Source organism: Pseudomonas vlassakiae, from assembly GCF_014269035.2.
GTDB lineage: Bacteria > Pseudomonadota > Gammaproteobacteria > Pseudomonadales > Pseudomonadaceae > Aquipseudomonas > Aquipseudomonas vlassakiae.
In genome coordinates this window covers 185,574-209,569 of sequence record NZ_JABWRP020000007.1, presented here as the reverse complement: position 1 = coordinate 209,569, position 23,996 = coordinate 185,574, and the positions used below count along the sequence as shown (strand labels likewise).

At 66.0% G+C, this 23,996-nt stretch carries 19 protein-coding genes; 11 read left to right on the top strand and 8 right to left on the bottom strand.

What is annotated here, in order from left to right; all coding sequences use genetic code 11:
* Nucleotides 1-48 precede the first annotated feature (48 nt).
* From HU738_RS11830 to HU738_RS11815, 4 genes are all read left to right on the top strand, one after another.
* Nucleotides 49-672 carry a dTMP kinase gene (locus HU738_RS11830; RefSeq protein ID WP_186602444.1) on the top strand — a complete coding sequence of 208 codons (624 nt, stop codon included), beginning with the start codon at nt 49-51 and terminating at the stop codon, nt 670-672.
* Nucleotides 673-1,075: 403 nt separating this feature from the next.
* Nucleotides 1,076-2,623, top strand: a complete 1,548-nt coding sequence (locus HU738_RS11825) for an AMP-binding protein (protein ID WP_186602443.1) — start codon at nt 1,076-1,078, stop codon at nt 2,621-2,623.
* 15 nt (nt 2,624-2,638) lie between these two features.
* Entirely contained in the window at nt 2,639-3,802 is a 1,164-nt protein-coding gene (locus HU738_RS11820; RefSeq protein WP_186602442.1) for an acyl-CoA dehydrogenase family protein, read from the top strand.
* Between the two features lie 63 nt (nt 3,803-3,865).
* Nucleotides 3,866-5,176: an MFS transporter gene (locus HU738_RS11815; RefSeq protein ID WP_186602441.1), complete on the top strand. Its 1,311-nt coding sequence runs from the start codon at nt 3,866-3,868 to the stop codon at nt 5,174-5,176.
* On the opposite strand, the gene HU738_RS11810 is transcribed toward HU738_RS11815, so the two are convergent.
* The gene (locus HU738_RS11810; protein WP_099814091.1) at nt 5,161-6,123 is read right to left on the bottom strand and encodes a LysR family transcriptional regulator; all 963 of its coding nucleotides are present in this window, start codon (nt 6,121-6,123) and stop codon (nt 5,161-5,163) included. The genes HU738_RS11815 and HU738_RS11810 overlap by 16 nt on opposite strands.
* A 148-nt stretch (nt 6,124-6,271) precedes the next feature.
* Here HU738_RS11810 and HU738_RS11805 point away from each other — a divergent pair, with 148 nt between their 5' ends.
* Nucleotides 6,272-7,609, top strand: coding sequence for a DUF1329 domain-containing protein (locus HU738_RS11805; RefSeq protein WP_186602440.1), 1,338 nt, complete (start codon nt 6,272-6,274; stop codon nt 7,607-7,609).
* Nucleotides 7,610-7,646: 37 nt separating this feature from the next.
* Here HU738_RS11805 and HU738_RS11800 read toward each other — a convergent pair whose 3' ends face one another.
* Together HU738_RS11800 and HU738_RS11795 are read right to left on the bottom strand one after the other, a co-directional pair.
* A complete protein-coding gene (locus tag HU738_RS11800; RefSeq protein WP_186602439.1) occupies nt 7,647-9,605 on the bottom strand; it encodes an alkyl/aryl-sulfatase in 1,959 nt (652 codons plus the stop codon).
* A 102-nt stretch (nt 9,606-9,707) separates the two neighbouring features.
* Complete coding sequence (locus HU738_RS11795) at nt 9,708-10,607, bottom strand: LysR family transcriptional regulator (RefSeq protein WP_186602438.1); 900 nt, start codon at nt 10,605-10,607, stop codon at nt 9,708-9,710.
* Nucleotides 10,608-10,707: 100 nt separating this feature from the next.
* On the opposite strand from HU738_RS11795, the gene HU738_RS11790 reads away from it, so the two are divergent.
* The 6 genes from HU738_RS11790 (at nt 10,708) to HU738_RS11765 (ending at nt 18,737) form a co-directional block, all read left to right on the top strand.
* Nucleotides 10,708-11,946 (top strand): 3-hydroxyacyl-CoA dehydrogenase, encoded by a 1,239-nt coding sequence (locus HU738_RS11790; protein ID WP_186602437.1) that lies wholly within the window; start codon nt 10,708-10,710, stop codon nt 11,944-11,946.
* Nucleotides 11,943-13,730 (top strand): acyl-CoA dehydrogenase C-terminal domain-containing protein, encoded by a 1,788-nt coding sequence (locus HU738_RS11785; RefSeq protein ID WP_186602435.1) that lies wholly within the window; start codon nt 11,943-11,945, stop codon nt 13,728-13,730. Before HU738_RS11790 ends, HU738_RS11785 begins: the two co-directional genes overlap by 4 nt.
* 43 nt (nt 13,731-13,773) lie before the next feature.
* Nucleotides 13,774-14,937: an iron-containing alcohol dehydrogenase gene (locus tag HU738_RS11780; RefSeq protein ID WP_186602433.1), complete on the top strand. Its 1,164-nt coding sequence runs from the start codon at nt 13,774-13,776 to the stop codon at nt 14,935-14,937.
* A complete protein-coding gene (locus HU738_RS11775) occupies nt 14,938-15,372 on the top strand; it encodes an acyl-CoA thioesterase (protein ID WP_186602431.1) in 435 nt (144 codons plus the stop codon).
* Between the two features lie 174 nt (nt 15,373-15,546).
* Nucleotides 15,547-17,400, top strand: a complete 1,854-nt coding sequence (locus HU738_RS11770) for a DUF1302 domain-containing protein (RefSeq protein ID WP_186602429.1) — start codon at nt 15,547-15,549, stop codon at nt 17,398-17,400.
* Nucleotides 17,401-17,420: 20 nt separating this feature from the next.
* Nucleotides 17,421-18,737: a serine hydrolase domain-containing protein gene (locus tag HU738_RS11765; RefSeq protein WP_186602428.1), complete on the top strand. Its 1,317-nt coding sequence runs from the start codon at nt 17,421-17,423 to the stop codon at nt 18,735-18,737.
* Nucleotides 18,738-18,834: 97 nt separating this feature from the next.
* Here HU738_RS11765 and HU738_RS11760 read toward each other — a convergent pair whose 3' ends face one another.
* The 5 genes from HU738_RS11760 to HU738_RS11740 form a co-directional block, all read right to left on the bottom strand.
* Nucleotides 18,835-19,779, bottom strand: a complete 945-nt coding sequence (locus tag HU738_RS11760) for a PDR/VanB family oxidoreductase (RefSeq protein ID WP_176507209.1) — start codon at nt 19,777-19,779, stop codon at nt 18,835-18,837.
* Entirely contained in the window at nt 19,776-21,206 is a 1,431-nt protein-coding gene (locus tag HU738_RS11755) for an amidohydrolase family protein (RefSeq protein ID WP_186602427.1), read from the bottom strand. Before HU738_RS11755 ends, HU738_RS11760 begins: the two co-directional genes overlap by 4 nt.
* Nucleotides 21,207-21,222: 16 nt before the next feature.
* On the bottom strand, nt 21,223-21,951 hold the full coding sequence (locus tag HU738_RS11750) for an ABC transporter permease (protein WP_082433621.1): 729 nt from the start codon (nt 21,949-21,951) through the stop codon (nt 21,223-21,225).
* An 85-nt stretch (nt 21,952-22,036) separates the two neighbouring features.
* Nucleotides 22,037-22,891 carry an ABC transporter ATP-binding protein gene (locus tag HU738_RS11745; RefSeq protein WP_186602426.1) on the bottom strand — a complete coding sequence of 285 codons (855 nt, stop codon included), beginning with the start codon at nt 22,889-22,891 and terminating at the stop codon, nt 22,037-22,039.
* Nucleotides 22,892-22,957: 66 nt separating this feature from the next.
* The gene (locus tag HU738_RS11740; RefSeq protein WP_186602425.1) at nt 22,958-23,983 is read right to left on the bottom strand and encodes an aromatic ring-hydroxylating dioxygenase subunit alpha; all 1,026 of its coding nucleotides are present in this window, start codon (nt 23,981-23,983) and stop codon (nt 22,958-22,960) included.
* Nucleotides 23,984-23,996: the final 13 nt, after the last annotated feature.

The window sequence follows — 23,996 nt, the reverse complement described above, 5'->3', positions numbered from 1 at the left end:
TGCATCATGACCATCCTTATCCAGACCCGCTCCCCACCGTACCGAAGAATGAAACGTCCGCTATTTGTTGCGCTAGATGGCCCGAAGGGCACCGGCAAGACCACACTGCTCGAGGCCATTACCCAAGCCCTGCGGGAAGACAAGCGCAAGGTGGTGCGCCTTTGCGAGAAGAAGAGCGACCCCTTCCGGGGTGCAACCATGGCGCTGGTTAACCAGCTGGCGAGAAACCCCAGCAAGGACCTGGAGCTGGAGGTCTGTGCACGCCTGGCCGACAGCCGTGCGTGGATTTCCCAATACGTGCTGCCCAGGCAACCTGCGGACAGCATCATCCTGATCGATCGCTGGTACCCCTCCGATGCCGCGTTTCGCCGCACAGTCCCGTTTGCCGAGATTCTGCACATGAACAGGGCGCGCAGTGTGCAAGTGCCAGACCTGCATGTCGGGGTTGTCACCTCACCGGATACGTCGTGGGCGAGGGCGGCGGCACGCACCCGTGGGCTGGGCAGCACGGTCATCCACAAGCTCGATGAACAGATCGCCTGTACCGACGCGTTCGAGCGGGCGGTGGCGGAGCATGGCTGGATGCTGTGCCGCAACGAAGGCACGATCGCGCAGGCGACCAGCCAGGTGGTTGCCGAGATCCAGCGCGTGCTGGGCAGGCGGCGTCCTTGAGATTCTTCCTCGTTGCAAAAAAAGTTGTACCTGGCGCCACGCCTGCCTGAGCCTTGGAACAGCAATTGCTGTAGCCCGGTGAAACACCACAAAGTGGGTGATACGGCAATGCTCCTCGAAGCCCGCTGCTGCCTGTTTCCGGTCGCCATCTTCATGCCTCTGCGCCACGGCCCGCGCCGCCTTGGCTTGGGTGTGCAGTACCCATTGTTGGGGCAATGTGCGTTGGCTAGCCCCGGCGGGCAAGGCGGTACAGGGGCCATAGCCAGCACATCAGGCAGCGCGAGTCGGCAGGAGCTTTACGCCAGCTAATAACGGTATGGCCGGCATCTGAATCCTGTATTAGGCCTGGCTGTGCACGGCTGTTTAGCATCGTCGATGTCTTCCTGTCGACGAGAACAACAACGTGAACCTTGGAAAGATCATCACCCGCAGTGCCCACTACTGGCCGGACCACATCGCCGTGGCCGACAGTCAGAACCGTGTGACCTACGCCCAGCTGGAACGCCGCAGCAACCGCCTGGCCTCAGGGCTGGCTACGTTGGGCGTGAGCGTGGGCGAGCATGTGGCGATCCTCGCCACCAACCGCGTGGAGCTGGTCGAAGCGGAAGTCGCGCTGTACAAGGCGGCGATGGTCAAGGTGCCGATCAATGCGCGGCTGTCCGTGGACGAAGTGGTCCGGGTACTGGAAGACTCCTGCAGCGTCGCGGTGATCACCGACGCCCGCTTTGCCCAGGCCTTGGCAACGCGGCGCGAGCAGTTGCCGCAGCTGCGCCAGGTCATCGTGCTGGAGGGTGAGGGCGGCGACCTGGGCTATGGCGCGCTGCTTGAGCGCGGCAGCGAAGCAGCGCTGCACCTGGACCCGACCGACGACGCCCTGGCCGTGCTGCACTACACCTCCGGCAGTTCGGGCGTGCTCAAAGCCGCCATGCTGTCGTTCGGCAACCGCAAGGCGCTGGTGCGCAAGAGCATTGCCAGCCCCACGCGGCGCTCCGCGCCGGGCGACGTCATGGCCCACGTCGGGCCGATCACCCATGCCAGCGGCATGCAGATCATGCCGCTGCTGGCGGTGGGTGCCTGCAACCTGTTGCTGGACCGCTACGACGATCGCCTGTTGCTCGAGACCATCCAGCGTGAACGGGTGACGCGGTTGTTCCTGGTCCCGGCGATGATCAACCGGCTGGTCAATTATCCGGGCGTCGAGCGCTTCGACCTCTCCAGCTTGAAGCTGGTCATGTACGGCGCCGCACCCATGGCGCCGTCGTTGGTGAAAAAAGCCATCGAACTGTTCGGGCCGATCCTCGCACAAGGTTATGGCGCCGGCGAGACATGCTCGCTGGTGACGGTGCTGACCGAGCAGGACCACTTGGTGGAGGATGGCGACTATCAGCGCCTGGCCTCCTGCGGGCGTTGCTATTTCGAGACCGACCTGCGGGTGGTCAACGAGGCGTTCGAGGATGTGCTGCCTGGCGAGGTCGGTGAAATCGTGGTCAAGGGGCCCGACGTCATGCAGGGCTACTGGCGCGCGCCGGAGCTCACCGCCGAAGTCATGCGTGACGGCTACTACCTCACCGGCGACCTGGCGACGGTCGATGCCCAGGGCTACGTGTTCATCGTCGACCGCAAGAAGGAAATGATCATTTCCGGTGGCTTCAACGTGTACCCCAGCGAAGTCGAGCAGGTGATCCATGGCTTCCCCGAAGTGTTCGAGGTGGCGGTGGTCGGCGTGCCCGACGCACAGTGGGGCGAAGCGGTGCGTGCGGTGGTGGTGCTCAAGCCAGGGGCGCAGCTGGAGGCCGCCGAACTCATCGAGCGGTGCGGGCGTGCGCTGGCCGGTTTCAAGAAGCCGCGCGGCGTCGATTTTGTCAGCGAACTGCCGAAGAACCCCAATGGCAAGGTGGTGCGCCGCCTGGTCCGGGACACCTACTGGCAACACAGCGAACGTCGTATCTGACCAGGGAGCATCAACATGTATCAACCAAGTGCAAAGGCTGCACAGATCATTGAAGCGATCGAGGGTTTTGTCCGCGACCAGGTTCGCCCGCTGGAAAGCCAGGCGCAGCTGAGCTGGGCGCGCCCGCATCCGCAGGCGGTGCTGCAGGAGGTGTGGAAGCGCTCCAGCGAGCAAGGCCTGTACACCATCATGCTGCCGGAAAGCATGGGCGGGGCCGGCCTCAACGTGGCCGACCTGTGCGCGGTCAAGGAGGCAACGGTGCTCACCGGCTCCATGCTCGCGCCGCATGTACTGGGTGAGCTGTCCGGGCCGCCGCGGGTCGGCCATCTGTTCAAGGTGGCCAGCCCCTTCCAGGTCGAGACCTTTCTGAAACCGGTGTGCCGTGCCGAAAAAGCCGTGTGCTTTGCACTGACCGAAGCCGAGGCTGGCTCGGATGCGACCGCCATTGCCACGCAGGCCCGCCTTGACGGTGACCACTATGTCTTGAGCGGCAGCAAGCGGTACATCTCCGGCGCCACTTACGCCGACCTCGCGGTGTTGCTGGCGGTGACCGGGCCAGGGCAGGGCGCGCAGGGGATCTCGGCGTTCTTCGTCGACCTCAAGGCGCCGGGGGTGCGAATCGAAAGTGACTATGCGGTGATGTCCGGTGGCGGTGCCCACGCTGACATCGTGCTCGATCAGGTGCGGGTGCCGGCGGCCAACCTGATCGGTGAACCCGGGCAGGGCTTCAAACTGGCGATGGGGCGCATAACCCTCAACCGCCTGCTGCATTGCCCGACACTGCTGGGCATGGCCGGGCTGGCCCTGAACCTGTCGATCGAACATGCGCGCAGCCGCAAGCAGTTTGGGCAGCCGATCGCCATGTTCCAGGCGGTCAACCACATGATCGCCGACATGGCCACCGAACTGCACGCGGCGCGCAGCATGGTGTACGCCACGGCACAGGTGAATGACGCCGGCGGCGATATCCGCACCCAGGCGCCGATGTGCAAGCTGTTCGTGTCCGAGGCCGCCTTCCGCATCGCCGACAAGGCGGTGCAGGTGCATGGCGGCGCCGGGTTGATGCAGGGCCACCCGGTGGAATGGATTTTCCGTGCCACGCGGATGATGCGTATCCTCACCGGCACCAGCGAGATCCAGCGCAACACCATCGCCAAAGGCGTGCTGATGCCTGCCTGACCCATGGCCGCCGCTGCGGCGGCCCTTTTGGCAATTCCCAGAACAATAACAAGAGTACTCGCCATGACTGCGCATTCTTCCCTGCCCAACCCCCGAACTGCCTGGCTGGTGGCCGCGCTGCTGGCGCTGCTGATGCTGGTCAACTTTCTCGACAAAGTGGTAATCGGCCTGGTGGCGGTGCCGATGAGTGCCGAGCTGGGCCTCACGGCCACCGAGTTCGGCCTGATCGGCGGCGCCCTGCACTGGTTCTTTGCCCTCTCCGCCGTGGTCGGTGGCTTCATGGCCAACCGCCGCCCCAGCCGCACCTTGCTGCTGGGCATGGGCCTGTTCTGGGCGCTGATCCAGTTACCGATGCTGTTCGCCACCTCGCTGTGGGCCATCGTTGCCTGCCGCGTACTGCTGGGTATCGGTGAGGGGCCGGCCTCGCCGGTCGCCACCCATGCGCTGTACAAGTGGTTCCCCAACGACCGGCGCAACCTGCCGGTGGCGCTGTTGCACGCTGGCAGTGCCATGGGGCTGCTGGTCGCCGGGGCGATGATCCCCTGGGTCAGCCTGCACTACGGCTGGCGGACCAATTTCATCATCCTTGCGCTGATCGGCCTGGTCTGGTGCCTGCTGTGGTGGCGGCTCGGTCAGGAAGGTACCCTCGAACGCCTGCGCGCCAGCCAGCACCCGGCCGAAGCCGCACCAGTCCCTTATCGCAGACTGTTGAGCGACCCCAGTGTGTTGGGCAATTACCTGTGCCACTTCGCCGCCAACTGGTCGTTGGCCCTGACCCTGACCTGGGTACCCAGTTACCTGCAGGTGGGCCTGGGTATCGACCCGCTGCAGACCGGGCGCATCTTCGTCATGTTCGTGGTGGTGACCACGCCGCTGAGCTTGCTGCTGGCCTGGTTGTCCCAGCGCCTGATGCGTCGTGGCCACCCTTCGCGGGTGGCGCGCGGCGTGTTCGTTTCGGTGTGCCTGATACTGGGCGGGCTGTTGTCGGCTTCGCTGATACTGCCCGGGCTGAGCACTGCGGTCCGGGTTGCGGCGCTGACCTTCAGTGGGGGGCTGGCCTTGGTCATGTATTCGGTTGGCCCGGCGATGCTTGCCGAGTTCACCCCGGCAGCCCAGCGCGGTGGCATTCTCGCCATGGGCAACGGCATCGCCTCGCTGGCCGGGTTGGCTGCGCCGGTGGTGACCGGCTTGCTGGTGCAGGGCGCGGGGGCCGAACACCCGGCGGGCTATGCCCAAGGCTTCGTGGTATGCGGCGCAGTGTTGCTGGTGGCCGGGTTGGTCGGCCTGGCGACCTTGAACCCCCAGCGCACCCTGTTGCGCTTGCGTGAGGCGGATGCCGTTGCCAGCCGGGCGCGCGCTCAGACCGCCAGCTGAACACCCAGCACCGACTCGAGCGGCTCGGCCTCCCTGCCGATCAGTTCGCCCCGCCAACGGCCACTGTTGACCAGGTCGATGAGCACGCTGCGGACCAGGTCGCGCAGGCAGCCGGCGGCGAACGACAAGGGCTTGTGCCGTGAGTGTGCCAAGGCGATGGTACGGCTGATACGCGGCTCGACGATACGCCGTGCTGCCGTGGGTTCGAGCAGTTCGCTCAGGGGCGGCCAGTTGCTGATGGTCGCCGCCAGGCCGGCGCGTACCAGGCTGGCGATACCGGGTGCCGATTGCTGTTCGTAGGCTGCGCTCAGGGGCACGCCGGCTTCCATGGCGGCTTGCTCGATGCGCCGGCGCAAGTGCAGTGCCCGCGGCGGCAGCACCAGGCGGGTAGCGGTGGCTTCAGCCAGGGTGATGGTGTCGGGTGCGCCCGGCGCTGATGCACCCACCCAGTACAGCGCTTCGGTGAAGATCGGCTCGGCCTCGACATGGTCGAGCTCCTCGGCGTTGGGCACCACGCCAAAGTCCACCTTGCCCAGTTCGATGGCCTGGCCGCCTTCGCGGCTGAGGCCGTCCCACACCGTCAGGGACACCCCCGGGAAGCGCTGTTCGGCACGCCTGACGATTTCCGGCAGCAGCAGGTCGGCGGCCGTGGCCGGGATGGAAATGGCCACCTGGCCCTTGGGGTCGCCACGGCTGGATTTCAGCTCGTCCTTCACCGAATCGAGCTTCTGCACCACCTGGCGGGCGACTTCGTAGAGCTGGCGCCCGGCATCGGTCAGGGCAATGCCGTCGTGCTGGCGGTCGAGCAGCTGCATTTCCAGTTCACTTTCAAGCAGGCTGATCTGCCGGCTCAGCGCAGGCTGGGCGATGTAGGCGCGGCGCGAGGCCGACGAGAAGCTGCCAGCTTCGACAATGGCGATCAGGTAGCGGAGCTGTTTCAGGGTCATTGCAGCGGTTCCAAGGTATGCCGAACTGATATGGCACGTATCCGAACACGTTATTTGTGGGGTTCGAAGCGCGGCTCCTAGTATCACCCCGAAAGGGCGGGCCAGGGCAAGCCTGGCCGCGACAACACAAAAAAAAGAGGCAAACCCGATGAAACCTGCCGACCTGCTGCGCTGCATCCTGCTCATCAACGCCAGCCTCCTGGCCCTGCACGTCGGGGCTGCGCCGCTGCGTGCCGACCTGACGCCGGTGGGGGCCGAACGCGGGGCCAGCAGCGACGGCCGCATTCCGGCCTGGAGCGGCGGCCTGCAAGCAGGGCAGGTGTCGCTGGCGGTCAATGGCACGCCGCTGGACCCCTATGCCGATGAGCAGCCGCTGTATGTGATCACCGCGAGCAACTACACCCAGTACCGGGATCAGCTGACGGCGGGGCAGGTAGCCTTGCTCAAGCGCTACCCGCAGTCGTTTCGCCTGCCGGTGTACCCCTCGCACCGCAGTGTCGCGGTGCCGTCCCAAGTGGGTGAGTGGGCCCGGCACAATGCCCTGAATGCTCGTCTGGTCAACGATGGCAATGGCGTGCAGGGGTTTTCTGGCGTGCTGGCCTTTCCCCGGCCAGACAATGGCTTGCAGGTGTTGTGGAATCACCTTACCCGGCCACGCAACGGCAGTTACAGCCTGGCCTCGGACAGCATTACCCCGCGTGGCGATGGCCGCTACGCCACGATCAGCCTGCAGCAGACTTTCGCCCGCCCCGACGTGCTGCAGGATGGCCAGTCGGGCAATGTGCTGTATTACCTGAGCTACCGTATGACCGCGCCGTCGCGCCTGGCCGGTGATGCCGTGGTATTGCACGAAACCCTCGACCAGGTGGCGCAGCCACGCCTGTCGTGGCTGTACAGCAGCAGCCAGCGGCGGGTGCGTCGTGCCCCGGCACTGGCCTATGACAGCATCACCCCGGGCACGGCCGGCCTGCGCACTGCCGACAGCCGCGACATGTTCAATGGCGCGCCGGACCTGTACCAGTGGACGCTGGTGGGCAAGAAGGCCCTGCACGTGCCGTACAACAGCTATCGCCTGGCATCGCCGCTGCTCGGTTATGCGGCGTTGATCGGCCCGGGCCACGTCAACCCGCAACCCACGCGCTACGAGCTGCATCGGGTGTGGGAAGTGGTGGGTACGCTCAAGCCTGGGGCCAGGCATATCTATGCCAGCCGGCGCTATTACCTGGACGAGGACAGCTGGGCCATCGTCGAGGCGGACTTCTTCGATCACCAGGGCAAGTTGTGGCGCACGGCGCAGGCCCACAGCTACTACCATGTCACCGGGCAGGCGCTGGTCAATGCCATGGAAGCGATCTACGACCTGCGCACTGGCCGCTACCAGCTGTCGGGCCTGACCAACGAACAGCCAAGGCCCTACACCTTCGATGTGCGCACCACCGCGTCCTACTTTTCGCCCGGCGCACTGCGCAGCCAAGGGCTGCGCTGACACCACGTTGCCAGGTGCGTGAGCGGTCACAGGCGGATCAGGGCGTCACGATATTGAAGCGCCCGTCCGCTTCGTCCAGCCCGGCCATGAAGCGCATGAACTTCACCCGCTCGCCACTGATGTCGATATCGCCCACGGTCGCTTCCTTGAGAAAGCCGGTCTGCTTGAGGGCGATGCGGTCCAGGGTAGCCTTGCTCATGCTCACCTCGACATCGGCCTGCCCATGGCGGGTGAGGTCGCGGTGAGTAAGCACGCCGTTGCGCAGGGTCAAGGCGTAGTCTTGGTTGAGGTCGGTGAAATGCCAGTTGATGGTCAGGTCCTGCGCGGCGGCTTTGGCGGCATCCACGCGTACCCCCAGGTAGTCGAAGAACAGCGTCGGGGTCAGGGCACGCACCAGGTCGTCGGCGCTGCCGCCCTTGCTGGCGGCTGCTGCGACACCGTTGCGTAGCTCTTGTGCGCCGGTCAGGTAGGCGTTGCGCCAGGTGGCATTCTCGCTCTGGTAGCCCAGTTGCTCCAGGGCGTCGGCCTGCAGCTCGCGCGCCGCGCGGTTGTCGGGCTCGGCGAACACCAGGTGGCGGGTGAGCTCCGCCACCCAGCGGTAGTCGCCCGCGTCATAGGCCTCACGGCCCAGGGTCAGCACCCGCTCGGCACCGCCCAGGGCCTTGACGTAGTGGGCCCCGGCGTCGCTCGGCGGCAGCGGGTTGAGGGTCGCCGGGTTGCCGTCATAGAAGCCCATGTAGCGCTGATACACCGCCCGCACGTTGTGGCTGAGCGAGCCATAGTAGTCGCGGCTGTACCATTTGCTCGCCAGCCGTGGCGGCAAGCTGGTCAGTTCTGCGGCAATCTCGGTGGGGCCAAGGCCACGGTTGATCAGGCGCAAGGTCTGGCTGTCGATGAACGCGTACATGTCGCGTTGATCGGCCAGGTATTCGCGGATCGCGGCGCCACCCCAGGTCGGCCAGTGGTGCTGTGCGAACACCACCTCGGCCTGCTCGCCATAGCGCAACAGCGACTGGTCCAGGTAGTGCGCCCACACCTTGGCATCGCGCACCTGGGCGCCGCGCAAGGTCAGCACGTTGTGCTGCACGTGGGAGGCATTCTCGGCCATGCACAGGGCCTTGAACTGGGGCAACCACAGGTTCATCTCGGCGGGCGCTTCGGTACCCGGGGTGAGCTGGAATTCGATATCGACCCCGTCGATGCGCAGGGTCTCCAAAGGCTGCTCGATCAGCCGGGTCGGGGCAATCAGGCTGACTGTCGCGTTGGCCGGTACACCCTTGCCCAGCCCGGCATCCACTTGGCCGCGTGGCCCGCGTGGCAGCGGTGCGCCATACATGTACTGGGCGCGGCGCTTCATGGCAGGCCCAGCCAGGACGTTTTCGCTGACGGCATGTTCGAAGAACCCCTGCGGGGCAATGACCTGCACCTCGCCGGCCTTGACCTGCGCCTCGTCGATCACCCCACGCACACCGCCGAAGTGGTCGACGTGCGGGTGGGTATAGATCACCGCGACCACCGGCCGTTGCGGGCGATGGCGGAAGTACATCGCCAACCCGGCCCTGGCGGTTTCCACCGATAGCAGCGGGTCCATCACGATCAGGCCATGCTCGCCTTCGATCAGGGTCATGTTGGCCAGGTCCAGGCCGCGCACCTGGTAGATGCGGTCGGTGACTTTGAACAGACCGGCAATGCTGTTGAGCTGGGCGATGCGCCACAGGCTCGGGTTGACGGTGGCCGGCGCTTCTCCATTCAGGAAGGCGTAGCGCTGCAGGTCCCACACAGCCTTGCCATCGGCGTTGACCACGGGCTGGTCGACGGCCTCGATCAGGCCCCGGCGGGCATTGTCGAAGTCGCTGCGGTCGGCGAAGGGCAAGCGCTGCAGCCATTGCTGATTGCTCTGGCGGGTGAGTTCGGTGGCGTCCTTGGCCGGCCCCTCGGCCAGCGCCGCTAAGGGCAGGGCCAGGGCCAGCAGGCAGGGCAGTGATCGTAGGCGCATGGGCGGGGTCCTTGTGGTTGCGAGGGCGATCACTCTAAGGACAGAGCTTGCCGACCAACCAATACCACTCTTGCATGGCTAGCCATGCCGCGATGCGATGGCTCAGCCGGCGCCAATCTCCATGATGCGCGCCACCAGCCAGGCCAGCGCCGGGTCGTGCTGGCGATGGGCAAGGTACACCAGCTCCAGCTGGAACGGCTGCAGGGCAAAGGGCAGGTCGAATACCTGCAAGGGCAGCAGCCGGGCGAAATGCCGCGCCAGGGCGGTGGGCAGCACCACGCAAAGGTCGGAGCTTGCGGCCAGGTGCGCCGCTTGCAGGTAGTTGGGCGTGGTGTAGGCGATGCGCCGGGCCAGGCCCTGTTCGGCCAGCCATTGATCGACCATGCCACGGGTCTGGCCTCCGTGCACCCACAGGTGGCGCAGCGCCAGGAAGGCCTGCAGATCGAGCGCGCCGTCCACCTCGGGGTGCCCTTGGCGCACGGCCACGTGCAGGGTTTCGCTGCGCCAGTGGCGCCGCTCGTAACGGGCGGGCACCTCATCGAAGCGCCCCAGCACCAGGTCGAGCTCGCCACGGTCGAGGGCTTCGGCCGGCAGATTGGGGGCCAGGTGCTGCACGTCCACGCGCAAATGGGGCGCCTGGGTTTGCAAGGTGGCCAACAGGCCGGGCATGCACAGCTGCTCGGCAAAGTCGGTAAGGGCGATACGCAACTGCCGGTGGCTGAGTCGCGGATCGAAGCTGTCACCGGCGCCGAGGGTCTGCTCGATCTGTTGCAGGGCCGCACGGATCGGCCCTTCAAGGGCCAAGGCCCGTGGAGTGGGGCGCATATGCCGGCCGACGCGCACCAGCAGGGGGTCGCCCAGCAGGTCGCGCAGGCGCGCCAGGGCATTGCTCACGGTTGGCTGGGTCAGGGCCAGGCGCTCGGCAGCACGGGATACGTTCTGTTCACGCAGCAGCATGTCCAGCACGCGCAACAGGTTGAGATCGAAGTTGGCGATATTCATGTGAAAAATACATGGGATGGAAAATGAAAATTTCAAAAATAGTAGGCGCCTGACTAGGGTGAGGCAAATGCCTTCTCAACCTCCATCAGGAGCGTCACCCGTGAGTACTCCCTACACCCTTCAGCAGGCGGCGGTGATCGGCGCCGGCACCATGGGCCGCGGTATCGTCATCAGCCTGGCCCGAGCAGGCCTTGCGGTGTTGTGGCTGGATAACGACCCCAGCGCCACCCAAGCCGGCCTGGCAATGCTCGCGCAGACCTGGGCGCAGCAGGTGGCCAAGGGGCGTATCGACCAGGCCGAGGCCGATGCCTGCCTGGCGCGGGTACGCCAGGTCACCGCCTTTGACGACCTCGCGCAGGTGGACCTGGTGATCGAAGCGGTGTACGAGAACCTGGCGCTCAAGCAGGAGATTTTCCGCACGCTGGACCGTACGCTCAAGGCCGACGCCATCCTGGCCAGCAACACCTCGGCCCTGGACATCGACGCCATCGCAGCCGTGACCCGTCGGCCAGAACAGGTGCTGGGGCTGCATTTCTTCAGCCCGGCCCATGTCATGAAGTTGCTGGAAGTCGTGCGCGGCGAGCGTACCTCGCCTGCCGTGCTCGATGCCGCGCAGGCCCTCGGCCAGCGCATGGGCAAGGAAGTGGTGGTGGCCGGCAATTGCCCAGGCTTCATTGGCAACCGCATGCTGGCCAGCTACGTGGCCGAGGCGCGCAAGCTGCTGCTCGAAGGCGCAACGCCACGGCAGGTGGATGAGGCACTGCAGGCGTTCGGCATGGCCATGGGCCCGTTTCGCATGTATGACGTGATCGGCATCGACCTGGAGTGGCGAGCGCGCCAGATGGCCGGCAAGGGCATGGAGTCACCTTTGGCCCAGGTCGACAATGCCCTGTGCGCACAAGGGCGTTTCGGACAGAAAAGCGGCCAGGGCTATTACCGTTACGCCCCGGGTAGCCGGGAGGCCGAGCATGACCCCGCGGTCGATGCGTTGGTGCTCAAGGTCGCCCAGGACCTGGGCATGCACCGGCGCCAGATCGACGACGACGAAATCCGCGAGCGCTGCCTGCTGGCGTTGGTCAACGAGGGCGCCAGGATTCTCGAGGCGTCTGTAGCCAGCAGCAGCGCCGACATCGACCGGGTCTACCTGCACGGCTATGGCTTCCCGGCCGCCGTCGGCGGGCCGATGCGCTGGGCCGACCAGCAAGGCTTGAGCCTGGTGCTGGCGCGGCTCGAACGCCTGCAAGGGCTGTTCGGCGAACACTGGCGGCCAGCCGGCCTGCTGGTGCATCTGGTGGCAGCTGGCAAACAGCTGGCCGACGTACGTGAGGGCCGCGCATGAACTACCGGGCCCCCCTGCGTGACATGCACTTCGTGCTGCACGAAGTGTTCGATGTGACGGCGCATTGTGCCCGCCTGGGCAATGAGCTGGACCGCGAAACCATCGATGGCATCCTGGAACAAGGTGCCCGTTTTGCCGGCGAGGTGGTTGCTCCGCTCAATCGCCAGGGTGATGAACAAGGCTGCCGCCTGGAGCAAGGCGGCGTGCGCACGCCCGATGGCTTCCCCGAGGCCTACCGACATTATGTGGAGCAGGGTTGGGGTGGCATGACCGGCCCATTGGAGCACGATGGCCAGGGCCTGCCGCAAATGATCGCGGCCTGTTTCCACGAAATGCTGATGGGCGCGTCGCTGTCGTTCCGTATCTATTCCGGCCTGACCGAGGGCGCCGTGCTGGCCTTGCACCGGCATGGCAGCGCGGCGCTCAAGCGCGACTACCTGGGCAAGCTGGTCAGCGGCGAATGGGCCGGCACCATGTGCCTGACCGAGCCCCAGGCCGGCACCGACCTTGCGCTGCTGCGCACCCGCGCCGAGCCGCAGGGCGATGGCAGCTACCGCATCAGCGGCAGCAAGATCTTCATCAGCGGCGGCGACCAGGACCTGACCGAAAACATTGTCCATCTGGTGCTGGCGCGCCTGCCGGATGCGCCGGCCGGCGTGCGTGGCATCAGCCTGTTCCTGGTGCCCAAGTTCGAATGTAGCGATGACAGTAGCCTGGGGGCGCGCAACGCGGTCGCCTGCGGCGCGCTGGAGCACAAGATGGGCATCAAGGGGGCGGCGACCTGCGTGATGAACTTCGACGGCGCCCGCGGCTGGCTGGTGGGGGAGGCCAACCAGGGCTTGGCCTGCATGTTCACCATGATGAACGATGCACGCTTCCAGGTCGGCTTGCAGGGGCTGGGCATTGCCGAGGCTGCGTTCCAGGGTGGCCTGGCCTATGCCCGCGAGCGCCTGCAGTCGCGAAGCCTGGCCGGGCCGGTGGCGCCCGAGTGCGCGGCCGACCCGATCATCTGTCACCCGGATGTGCGGCGCATGTTGCTGACCCAGAAAACCCTCAGCGAGGGCTGCCGAATGCTGGCGGCGTTTGCCGCCCAGGCTCTGGACCTGGAGCACGGCGCCGCACAGCCCGAGGCGCGGGCATCTGCCGGGCGCAGGGCGGCTTTGCTGATCCCCATCGTCAAGGCGTTTCTCACCGATGTCGGTCAGGAGGTCGCCAGCCTGGGGGTGCAGCTCTACGGCGGGCACGGCTACATCCGCGAGTGGGGCATGGAGCAACTGATGCGCGACAGCCGTATCACCCAGCTGTACGAGGGCACCAATGGTATCCAGGCACTGGACCTGATTCGCCGCAAGTTGCTTGGCGATGGCGGCGAGCAGTTGCGCCTGCTGATCGATGAGCTGCTCGATGCGGCCGGCAACTGCCGCGCCGAGGCGCTGGCCGGGATGGCACAGGCGGTTGCCCAGCGCCTGCAGGAATGGCGAAACCTCAGCGCCGAGGTCATCGATGCCTGCCGCTGTGACCCGCAGGAGATCGGTGCGGTATCGGTGGATTTTCTCGCTTACTCGGGTTACGTGCTGCTGGCCGCCCTGTGGCTGCGGGCTGCCGAAACCGCCAGTGCGGCATTGGCCGCCGGCAGCCAGGACAGTGCCTTCTACCAGGCGAAGATACAGGCCGCGGCGTTCTACTGGCGGCGGGTGCTGCCGCGCGCCACTGCCCACTGCGAGGCGTTGCGCGGCGGCGCGCAGTGCCTGATGAGCCTGGATCAGGCGCACTTCGCGTTCTGACCTTGCGCCGTTGTTCACTCACAAGAACAAGAGGAACACCCACATGCAGCCATTCAGTTTTGCCACTACCCCCCATCTGTTGTGCGAAACCGGCGCCGTTGGCCGCCTGGCGCAGCTGTGCCAGCAACGCGGCGTGCGCCGCGTGTTGATCGTAACCGACCCGGGCATCGTCAACCTGGGCATGCTCGATGATGTGTTGCCAGGCTTTACCCAGGCGCACCTGAGCGTGGCGATTTTCAGCGAAGTCAGCGCCGACCCCAGCCACGCCTGCGTGCTGGCCGCCGTCGGGCGGGCGCGCCATATCGGTGCGGAATTGATTGTCGGTTTCGGTGGCGGCAGCTCGATGGACGTTGCCAAACTGGTGGCGCTGCTGGCACACCCGGGCTGTGACCAACCGCTGGAGGCGGTCTACGGCATCGACCAGGCCAGGGGCCAGCGCCTGCCACTGATCCAGGTGCCGACCACCGCCGGGACCGGCTCGGAGGTCACCCCGGTGGCGGTGATCACCACGGGCGAGGCGGCCAAGATGGCGGTGATCTCACCGCTGCTGTTGCCCGACCTGGCGCTGCTCGATGCCGAGCGGACCTTGGGCCTGCCGCCGGCCATCACGGCTGCCACCGGTATCGATGCCATGGTCCATGCCATCGAGGCCACCACCAGCAAGTTCAAACGTAACCCGCTGTCGAGCCTGTTGGCCCGCGAAGCGTTGACGCTGCTGGCCGGCAACCTCGACCAGGCGGTGCATAACGGTGGCAACCTGGCGGCGCGCCAGGCCATGTTGCTCGGCGCCTGCCTCGCCGGGCAGGCTTTCGCCAACGCGCCGGTGGCGGCAGTGCACGCGCTGGCCTACCCGTTGGGGGCGCGCTACCACGTGCCGCACGGGCTGGCCAACGCCCTGGTGCTTCCCCATGTGATGCGTTTCAACCGGCGCGAAGCCTTTGCCGATTATGCGGCGCTGGCGCCAGCCCTGCTGGGCGAGCGCCTGGTGCCTGGCGACTCCCATCAGCTGTGCAGCCAATTCATCGATGAGCTGGAACAGCTGGCACCCCGCTGCGGCCTGCCCAACCGGTTGCGTGATGTCGGCGTGCCGCGCAACAGCCTGCCGCTGTTGGCCGAGGACGCCCTGCAACAGCAACGGTTGCTGGTCAACAACCCGCGCAAGGTGAGCCTCGCCGATGCCCTGGCCCTTTACCAGGCGGCGTTCTGAATGGCCAGGGAGCGCCCGCTGCGCGGCGCCTACCGCCACTTCCAGACGATCACCACGCGCTGGCACGACAACGACCTGTATGGGCATGTGAACAATGTTGTCTATTACGGGTTTTTCGACAGCGCCGTGAATACCTGGTTGATCGAGCATGCCGGCCTGGATGTCCACCGCGACCCGGTAGTGGCCTACGTGGCAGGGTCTGCCTGCGACTATTTCGCCGCCGTGGCCTTCCCGCAACGCATCGAGGTCGGCATTGCCGTGGAGCGGCTGGGCAACAGTTCGGTGCAATACGCCCTGGCTGTGTTCGTCGAGGGCGAACCTGAAGCGTGCGCGGCCGGCCGATTCATCCATGTGTTCGTCGACCGCAGCAGCAGTCGCCCGGTAGCCATTCCGGCCAAGCTGCGCAGCGCCTATGAGTGCTTGCTGCCGGTTTGACGGCGCAACCCCGCGCCATAACGAATCGGCATGGCGTTGATCTGAAGACGCTATTTGTGAGGGCCGGCAAACCTGCCTGATACTCCTCGTCACCGACACCGCCGGCCTGGGCGGCCGGCGCGTCCGCGCTGAACCCATCATTTCCCTCTCTAATAAAACCAAAAGAGGTTAAGAGTGAGCGCAACCCTTCTTTTCTGCCGGCGCCGTGCGCCGCTGGCGGCTGCGTGCTGCCTGCTTGCCACCCCCGTTGCGGGCGTGCAGTTCGACGTTGGGCCGTTGCAGGGTCGTTTCGACTCGGCCCTGTCGTTCGGTACGGCCGTGAGCACCGCCAATCCCGACAAACAGCAGTTGCAGGCGGCCAACGGCAACGATGGGCGGCGCAACTACCGCGCAGGCGACGTGTTTTCGGCGGTGTTCAAGGGCACCCATGATCTGGAGCTGCGCCGCGACAACGTCGGCGTGTTCCTGCGTGGCACCTACTGGTATGACACCGCGCAGCGCGACCACCACCAGCGGGCCGTCGATATCGATGACCACAACCGTCAGGTATCGGCGAAAACGGCTGGCGCCGAGCTGCTCGATGCCTTTGCCTATGCCCTTTACGATATCGACGGTGAGCCCGGTTCGTTGCGCCTGGGCAAGCAGGTGGTCAATTGGGGCGAAAGCCTGTTCATCCAGGGTGGGCTGAATGTCGTCAACCCGTTCAACCAGGCCGCGCTGCGGCGGCCCGGTTCGGAGGTGAAAGACGCCCTGGCGCCGGTCAACCTGCTGTATGTCACACAGAACCTCAACCAGGCGTTGTCGTTCGACGCCTTCTATCAGCTGGACTGGGAGCAGACCCGGCTGGACAACTGCGCAACGTTCTTTTCTGGTAACGACTTCATGCCTGAGGGCTGCACGGGCCTCGATGTCGGCGGGCAGATGGTGACCAACCCGGCCGTTGCGCAGGCCCTGGCTCCGTTCGATGTGATGCTCACGGAGGAGGGCGTGCGGGTGCCCCGGGGGGCGGACCAGGATGCGCGCAACAGTGGCCAATGGGGCTTGTCGATGCATTGGTACGTCGAACCACTGGATACCGAATTCGGCGTGTTCGCCGCCAATTACCACAGCCGCTTCCCCTACGTGGGGACCGTCAGCAGCCGCTACTACGCCAATACCGGCTTCGCCAGGCAGCTGTGCGGCAATGTCGGCGTGGCGCTGGCCAACTGCGGTGCCTTTCTGGCATCCAGCAACGGGCAGACCCTGGCCGGTGCCCTGCGCATGGGGACATCGCAGTATCGAGCGCAATACCCCGAAGATATCCGCATGTACGGGGTCACCTTCGCCACCACCTTGCGTAACGGTACCGCTGTGCAAGGTGAGCTGAGTTACCGCCCGAACATGCCGGTACAACTCAACGGCAACGATATATTGCAATCGTTGCTCAATGCGCCCGGACGCAGCCCGCTGAACGCCGATGGCCTGCGCCCTGCGACCGACAACACCCCATTCGACGGCTACCGGCGCAAGGAGGTGACCCAGGCCCAGGTGTCGGCCGTGCAGACCTTCAGCCAGGTCATGGGCGCCAACCAGTTGGTGCTGATGGGCGAGGCAGGGGCTACCTATGTCGGCGGGCTGGAGGGACGCTTCGGCCCGCGCTACGGTCGCTCCGGTGCCTACGGCAACGGTGAACTGGCTGACAACAGCCTGTGCCTGGCGATCTCGAAAAGCCCGGGTGACTGCAATGGCGAAGGCTTCGTAACGCCCTTTTCGTGGGGTTACCGGCTGCGTGCAACCTGGAGCTACCCGACCCTTGTTCCGGGCCTTGATATTCGGCCGAATCTTGGCTGGGCCCATGACGTCAAGGGTTACTCACCCGCCGACGGCTCGGCTTTCAACGAAGGCTCGCGTTCGATCAGCCTGGGCGTGGACCTCAGCCTGGCCAGCCAGTACTGGGCAAGCCTGGCCTATACCGACTACCTCGACGGCGACTACGGCACCCGCGGTGACCGTGACTATGTGGCGTTCAGCGTGGGCGCCAATTTCTGATGCAACCAAGGAGCAGGACCATGACCAAGCGCACTCTGCAGCACCCAACGCCCAACCTGCCCGGCCTTGCCCTGATGCTGGCAGGGGCATTGGCTCCAGCCCTGGCCGTGGCGGCACCACCCGGGCAGGGGGTGATGCAAGGCTTTCCTCCAGCGCCGGAGTCGCGTGTGACCCAGGCCAATGCCTTTCAGCCACCCTACTTGCGCTGGTCGATGCGCCATGCCCGCGAGGTGTCGCCGACCCGTGCCATCGGCCGTGCGGCTATACCGCTGGTCTTGACCGAAGGCAGCGGGGCGGCGCTCGACCAGGTTACCTTCGATGCTGGCGAGCAAGCGCTGACGCTGGCCGATTACCTGCAGCAGACCAGCACCGACGGGCTGATCGTGCTGCACCGCGGCAAGGTGGTGTACGAGCGCTATCTTGAAGGTTTCCAACCTGGCCAGCCGCATATCTGGGCCTCGATGACCAAGTCGGTCACCGGCCTGATTGCTGCCCAGCTGATCGCCGAGGGGGCGTTGGACCCGCAGCGCACGCTGGCGCATTACGTGCCGGAACTGAGCGGCACGCCGTTTGGCGAGGCGACCGTACAGGCCAACCTCGACATGCAGGTGGCGGTGCAATACCCAGCACAGATGCCGCCGGACCTCGGCCTGTTTGCCGCCACCGGGTTGATACCGCGGGCTGAGGGCATGCCCGGGGATATCTACAGCTTCCTGCTGCAGGTGCAGCAGGCGCCGAACCCAGGCAGTCATGCACCTTTCTTTTACCAGAACGGCTCGCCGGAAGCGCTGGCCTGGGCATTGCGGCGCATTACCGGGCTGAACTGGGCGCAACTGGTCGAGCAGCGCCTGTGGTCACGTTTCGCCGAGGACGATGCCTACGTGCAGGTCGACCCGCTTGGCACCGAGATGGCCAGTGGCGGCATCAGTTGCAACCTGCGCGACACCGCTCGCTTCGCCGAACTGGTGCGCCGCGAACTGGCCCGCGAGGCCAAGGGCGACAGCTTCAACCAGGCGGTGCACAGCACCTTCCAGCCTGCGGACCCGGCGGTCTTTGCCCAAGGCAACCTCGGCCCCGTCCGCCCTGGCTATGGCTACCGCAATTACTGGTTCCAGAAAAACGACGGCGATGGCTCGGTCGAAGCAAGCGGGCGCTTCGGGCAGAAAATCTACATCAACCCGCGTCGCGAAGTGGTCATCGTCAAGCTGTCGGCCACTGCCGATCAGGCGCGGCGCGGCACGCGGGCCGACGAGCAAGTGAAAGCCCCTGCGCGCGTCGTGGACTCGCCGATCACCTTCAACAGCATGGTGAGCGCGGTGTTGGCGGCCCTTTCGTAAAAAGTGCTCCTTGCGACACGCATTCTGTAGGAGCGCGTTTACCCGCGAAGCAGGCGCCGCGGTGGATGGCACCGGCCATCTACGCAGCTGCGCGCGGTCAGGCGTCGAGCACCAGGCGAGCGCTGCGAGCCCCCGAGACGCAGGGTGCGATCCATTCGCCGCTGCTGCGCTGGGCCTCGCTCAGGCAGTCGTCACGGTGCAACGGCTCACCCTCGACGACCCGGCACACGCAGGCACCGCAGATGCCCATGCCGCAGGAAACAGGCAGCTCCACCCCGGCTCGCGCGGCAGCCTGCACAAGGCTTTCGCCGGCGCGAAGCTGTACCTCGAGGCCACTGCGCTGGAGCACCAGAACACAGCTGCCATCAGCCTGGGCTGGCACCTCGGCAGGCCTGAAGTGTTCACGGTGCAGCGCCGTGGCAGGCCAGCCAAGGGCCAGGGCGATCTGTTCGGCGCTGCTCATGAAGCCGGCAGGCCCACAGCAATACAGGCTGGCGCCAGGCTGCCAGGCGGGCAGGTGCTCAGCCAGGTACGCCTGGATCTGCGCAGCGCGCAGGCCCGGGAACACTTCTGGTTGTGGCCCTTGACGCGGTACAAGCGGTGCCCCGTGCACGTGGCGGGTGAAATACAGCAGGCGCACCGCGCGGCCCTGTCGCTGGCATTGCCGGTACATGGGCAACAACGGCGTAATGCCGATGCCTGCGGCTAGCAAGATCACCGGGCCGCTGCCTGGCTGCAGGGCAAACAGGTTGCGCGGCTTGCCGACTTCGACGCAGGCGCCCAGGCGCAGCTGCTCATGCAGCCATTGCGAACCGCCCCGGGAAGCGGGCTGTCGTTTGATCGCCAGGTTCAGGTGGTCGTCTTCGGGCAGGCTGATCACCGAATACTGGCGGACCAGGCCGTTGCCCAGGCGCAGATCGACATGGGCGCCGGCAGCCCAGCTGAAGGGCAGCGGACCGCCACCGGCAACGCCCAGTTCGATACCCAGCACATCTTCGGCTTCCAGGCGCAGGGCTCGCACCTGCAAGGGTACCCAGCTCATGCCCGTACCCCCGCTGCCCGTTGCAGGCGCACCACGGCTTCACGCGCCTGGTGGCCCAGTTCGGCGAGGTCGATGCCGGGCAGCGTGTCGTTTTCCACCCGTAACTGGCCGCCGACCAACAATGCCCGCAAGGTCGGCCGCCCACCACCGACCACTGGCGCAATACCCAGGTCATGCAAACCAAAGTAGCGGGGCTGGTCGAGCCGGTAGAGCGCCAGGTCGGCCGCCATGCCGACCTGCACGGTACCCAGCGCTTCGAGCCCCAGCACCTGGGCCCCGCCAGCCGTGCCCCAGCGCACCACGTCTTCAACGCTGGCGGACTGCGCGCCGCCTTCGCCTGTGCCACCGGCGTAGCCGGGCAAGGTCCGCTCGCCACCCTTGGCGCGTTGCATCAGCCAGGCGGCATGGGTTTCGCTGATCATGTCACAGGCTTCGTTGGACGCCGCCCCGTCCACACCCATCGAAATCGGCACGCCCGCCGCTTCCAGGGCGACGATATCGGCGATGCCACTGCCCAACCGGGCATTGCTCTGCGGGCAGTGGGCGATACCGGTGCCGGTTGCGCCCAGCAGCTGGATTTCCTCGCTACCGAGCTTGACCAGGTGAGCGAACCAGACGTCGGTCCCTAGCCACTCGTGTTCGGCGCAGAAGGCAACGGGCGAGCATTGATGGCGGCGCTGGACTTCGTTCTGGTACTCCACCGTTTCGCTCAGGTGGCTGTGCAGGCGGATGCCCAGCTTGCGGGCAGTGCGGGCCGTTTCACGCAGGTGTTCGGGTGGCATCGAATAGGGCGGGCTGGTCGGCGCCATCACCACGCGGCGCCAGGCATCGGCGGCGCTGTCGTGATAGGTGCGGACCAAGCGTTCGACGTCGTCCAGGTACTGTCCAAGGGTTTCCGGCCCTGCGCTCGTCGGCCCCTCGGCCTGGCGCACCTGGGTCGCGCCGCCGCGGCACAGCACGAAGCGCAGACCCAGCCGCTGGGCTTCCTCGAACAGGATCTGTGCGCTGTCGAACGCCATGCCCGGCAGGTACAGGTAATGATGGTCGGCGACCGTGCTGCAGCCGGAGCGGGCCAATTCCACCAGGCCGATGCGCGCGGCCAGGCGAAAGCTGTGCTCGTCGAACAGCCCGCGGTAACGATAAGGCACGGCGCCCAGCCAGGCGCCGAGGTTCTGATCAATGCCTGCCGGGATGCCTTTGAGCAGTGACTGGAACAGGTGGTGGTGGGTGTTCACCCAGCCCGGGTAGACGACGCAGTCGGTGGCATCGAGCACGTGCTCGCCGGGTTGTGGCTGCAAGGCGCCGAGGGCCGCGATGCGCCCGTCGGTGATGCGAATATCGGGCCCTGCATGGCGCGCTGCGGCGCCATGCAGGCCGGTGAGAATGGCGCTGGCGTTACGGATCAGCCAGCTGTCTGGATGCTTCATCGGGTTCTCCATGGGCTTAACCCAGTTCACTTTCGTGCCAGTGGCGCAGGCTCAGGCGAGCCAGCAGGGCCATCAGGCTGAACAGCGCGACGCCGGTCAGGGCAATCAGCACCAGGGCGGCGAACAGGCGTGGGATGTTGAGCTGAAAGCCCGCCTGCAGGATCTGGTAGGCCAGCCCCGCGCCACTGCCGCCCGTGCCGGCCACGAACTCGGCGACCACCGCGCCGATCAGGGCCAGGCCGCTGGCAATCCGCAGGCCGGCGAAGAAACACGGCAGGGCGCTGGGAATGCGCAGGCGCAGCAGCACCTGCCAGCGGCTGGCGCGGTTGAGGCGGAACAGGTTGAGCAGGCCGGGGTTGACGCTTCGCAGCCCCAGCACGGTATTGGCAATGATCGGAAACACCGCCACCAGGGTGGCGCAGATCACCAGCGCCAGTGTCGTGTCGCTGCACCAGATGATGATCAACGGCGCAATGGCTACCACTGGCGTCACCTGCAGCAGGATGGCGTAGGGGAACAGGCTGGCTTCGACCAGGCGGCTCTGCACGAACAGGAATGCCGCCAGGGTGCCGATGACCACGGCGAGGGCGAACGACAGGAAGGTGATTTTCAGGGTCATCCACAGCGCGCCCAGCAACAGCGGGCCATCGCTGACCAGGGTGCGGCCGATGTCCGCAGGGGAGGGCACCAGGTAGGCCGGTACCTGCCAGGCCATGCATGCCAGTTGCCAGAGGCTCAGCAGCACGGCGCCGACCAGCAGGGGTAAAACGATGCGCAGTACGCCGGGGTGGCGTAGCCAGGGAGCGGGTAGTCTGTTCATGGCGTGGTTCTCAGGCGTGCTCGCTGTTGGCCTGGGCCAGCAGCCGGGACAGGTGGGCACATTGGGCGATGAAGGCCGGCGAAGTCCGATAGGCCTCGTCGCGCTCCAGCGGACCTTCGATGGCGACATCGGCGATGACCCGACCGGGGCGGGCGCCCATCACCACCACCCGCGACGACAGGAAGACCGCTTCGAAGATGCTATGGGTGACGAACACCACCGTCAGGTCGCGCTCCGCCCAGAGGCGGCGCAGGTCGCTGTCGAGTTTGTTGCGGGTGAATTCGTCAAGCGCGCCGAACGGCTCGTCCATCAACAGCAGGTTGGGCTCGGTGGCCAGTGCGCGGGCAATCGATGCGCGCATCTGCATGCCGCCAGACAGTTCGCGCGGGTAAACGGCGCCGAATGCCCCCAGGCCAACCCGTTCCAGCGCCGCTTGCACCCTGGGCTGGCTTTGCGCGCGAGGCACACCCGCCAGGTCCAGGGGCAGCCGCACGTTGTCCTGCACCCTGGCCCACGGCATCAAGGTAGCTTCCTGGAACACCATGGCCAGGCGCTGGCTTGCCCCGCCCCCTTGTGGGCCACGCTCGGGCGTCTCTTTGCCCCACCAGCGCACATGGCCAGCGGAGGGTTGTTCAAGGCCGGCGAACATCTTCAACAACGTGCTTTTGCCGCAACCGGAGGGGCCCAGCAACGAGACGAACTCGCCGCGCTGGATCGCCAGCCTGACGCGGCGCAAGGCGTGGGTACCATTGCTGTAGGTCTTTTCCACCTGGTTGGCGTATAGCGGCGTCTCGGCGCTTATGGTATCGGCAGGCAAGCGTGCCTGTGGGCCGGCGTCGGCTTCGGACAGGGTCTGTATCAACATGGGCGCGTTCCCATTTGGCTATGTGCGGTGGCAGAGGCCCCGGCGCACCGGGGCGCTGAACGGCATTCAATGGCTGGCGAACACTTCGCCTTCGCCATGGGCTTCGAGCAGGCCCAGCAATTGCCGGCGGATCACCAGGCCGGGTTTGTCGGAGGGCATGTGCAGCTCGACGCGCCGACGGGTATCGACGCAGGCGTCGGGGTCAGTGGCCTCGAGAATGTCGCGGTCCTCGGCGGTGATCGCCGCGTCCCAGTCGATCAGCGCCTGGGTCGAGCACTGTGCTTCGCTGTCATTGCGGTACAGCCACTGCACCAGCATCAGGCGCCCGTCATCGATCGGCGTGGCGCAGTTGTAGATGATGTGATGGATGCCACTCTCCGGGTACATGCAGCCGAAGCGTCGCGAGAACGGCAGGTAATAGCGGTTGACCAGGTGGCGCTCGGTGATCGGCGCACGGCTGCCGGTGATGGCGAAGCTGGCCTCGGGGTTGCGCACTGGCACGCGGGTCTCGGCTTCGAAACCGTAGTCGGTCTCGCGGAACGCGTAGCTGGCCGGTTGCGGTTGGTCGAACAAACCGAAATTGGCCTTGTGCACAAATGAGAAGTGCGAGTTGTCGAATGAATTTTCCATGACCCGCAGCGGGCTGGTTTTCCATTCTTCGTAGAACTGGAAGATGCGTCGGTAACCGGGGGCGCCATCCTCGGGGAAATCGGGGATCGGCTGCAGCGGATCGTCCAGGGCCACCCAGGCATAGCCGTAACGGGCCTGGCAGTGGTAAGCCTTGACGGCTGCCCCGGCAGGGATTGCACCTGTCGGGTTCTGCGGGATCTTCACACAGGCGCCCGTGCAGTCGTACTCCCAGCCGTGGTAGCCGCAGGCGATGTTGCCGTCTTCGCTGACAAAGCCTTTGGACAGCCTGGCGGTGCGGTGGCAGCAGCGGTCGCGCATGGCTACCGGCGTGCCGTCGGGGCGTTTCCACAGCACCAGGGCTTCCCCGAGCAGGGTGAAGGGCTTTGGCCCGTCGTCGAGGGCGGACATCGGCAGAAGGGCGTACCAGAAGCGACGCAATACGGGTTGTTTGGTGACCAACATGATTCGGTTCCTT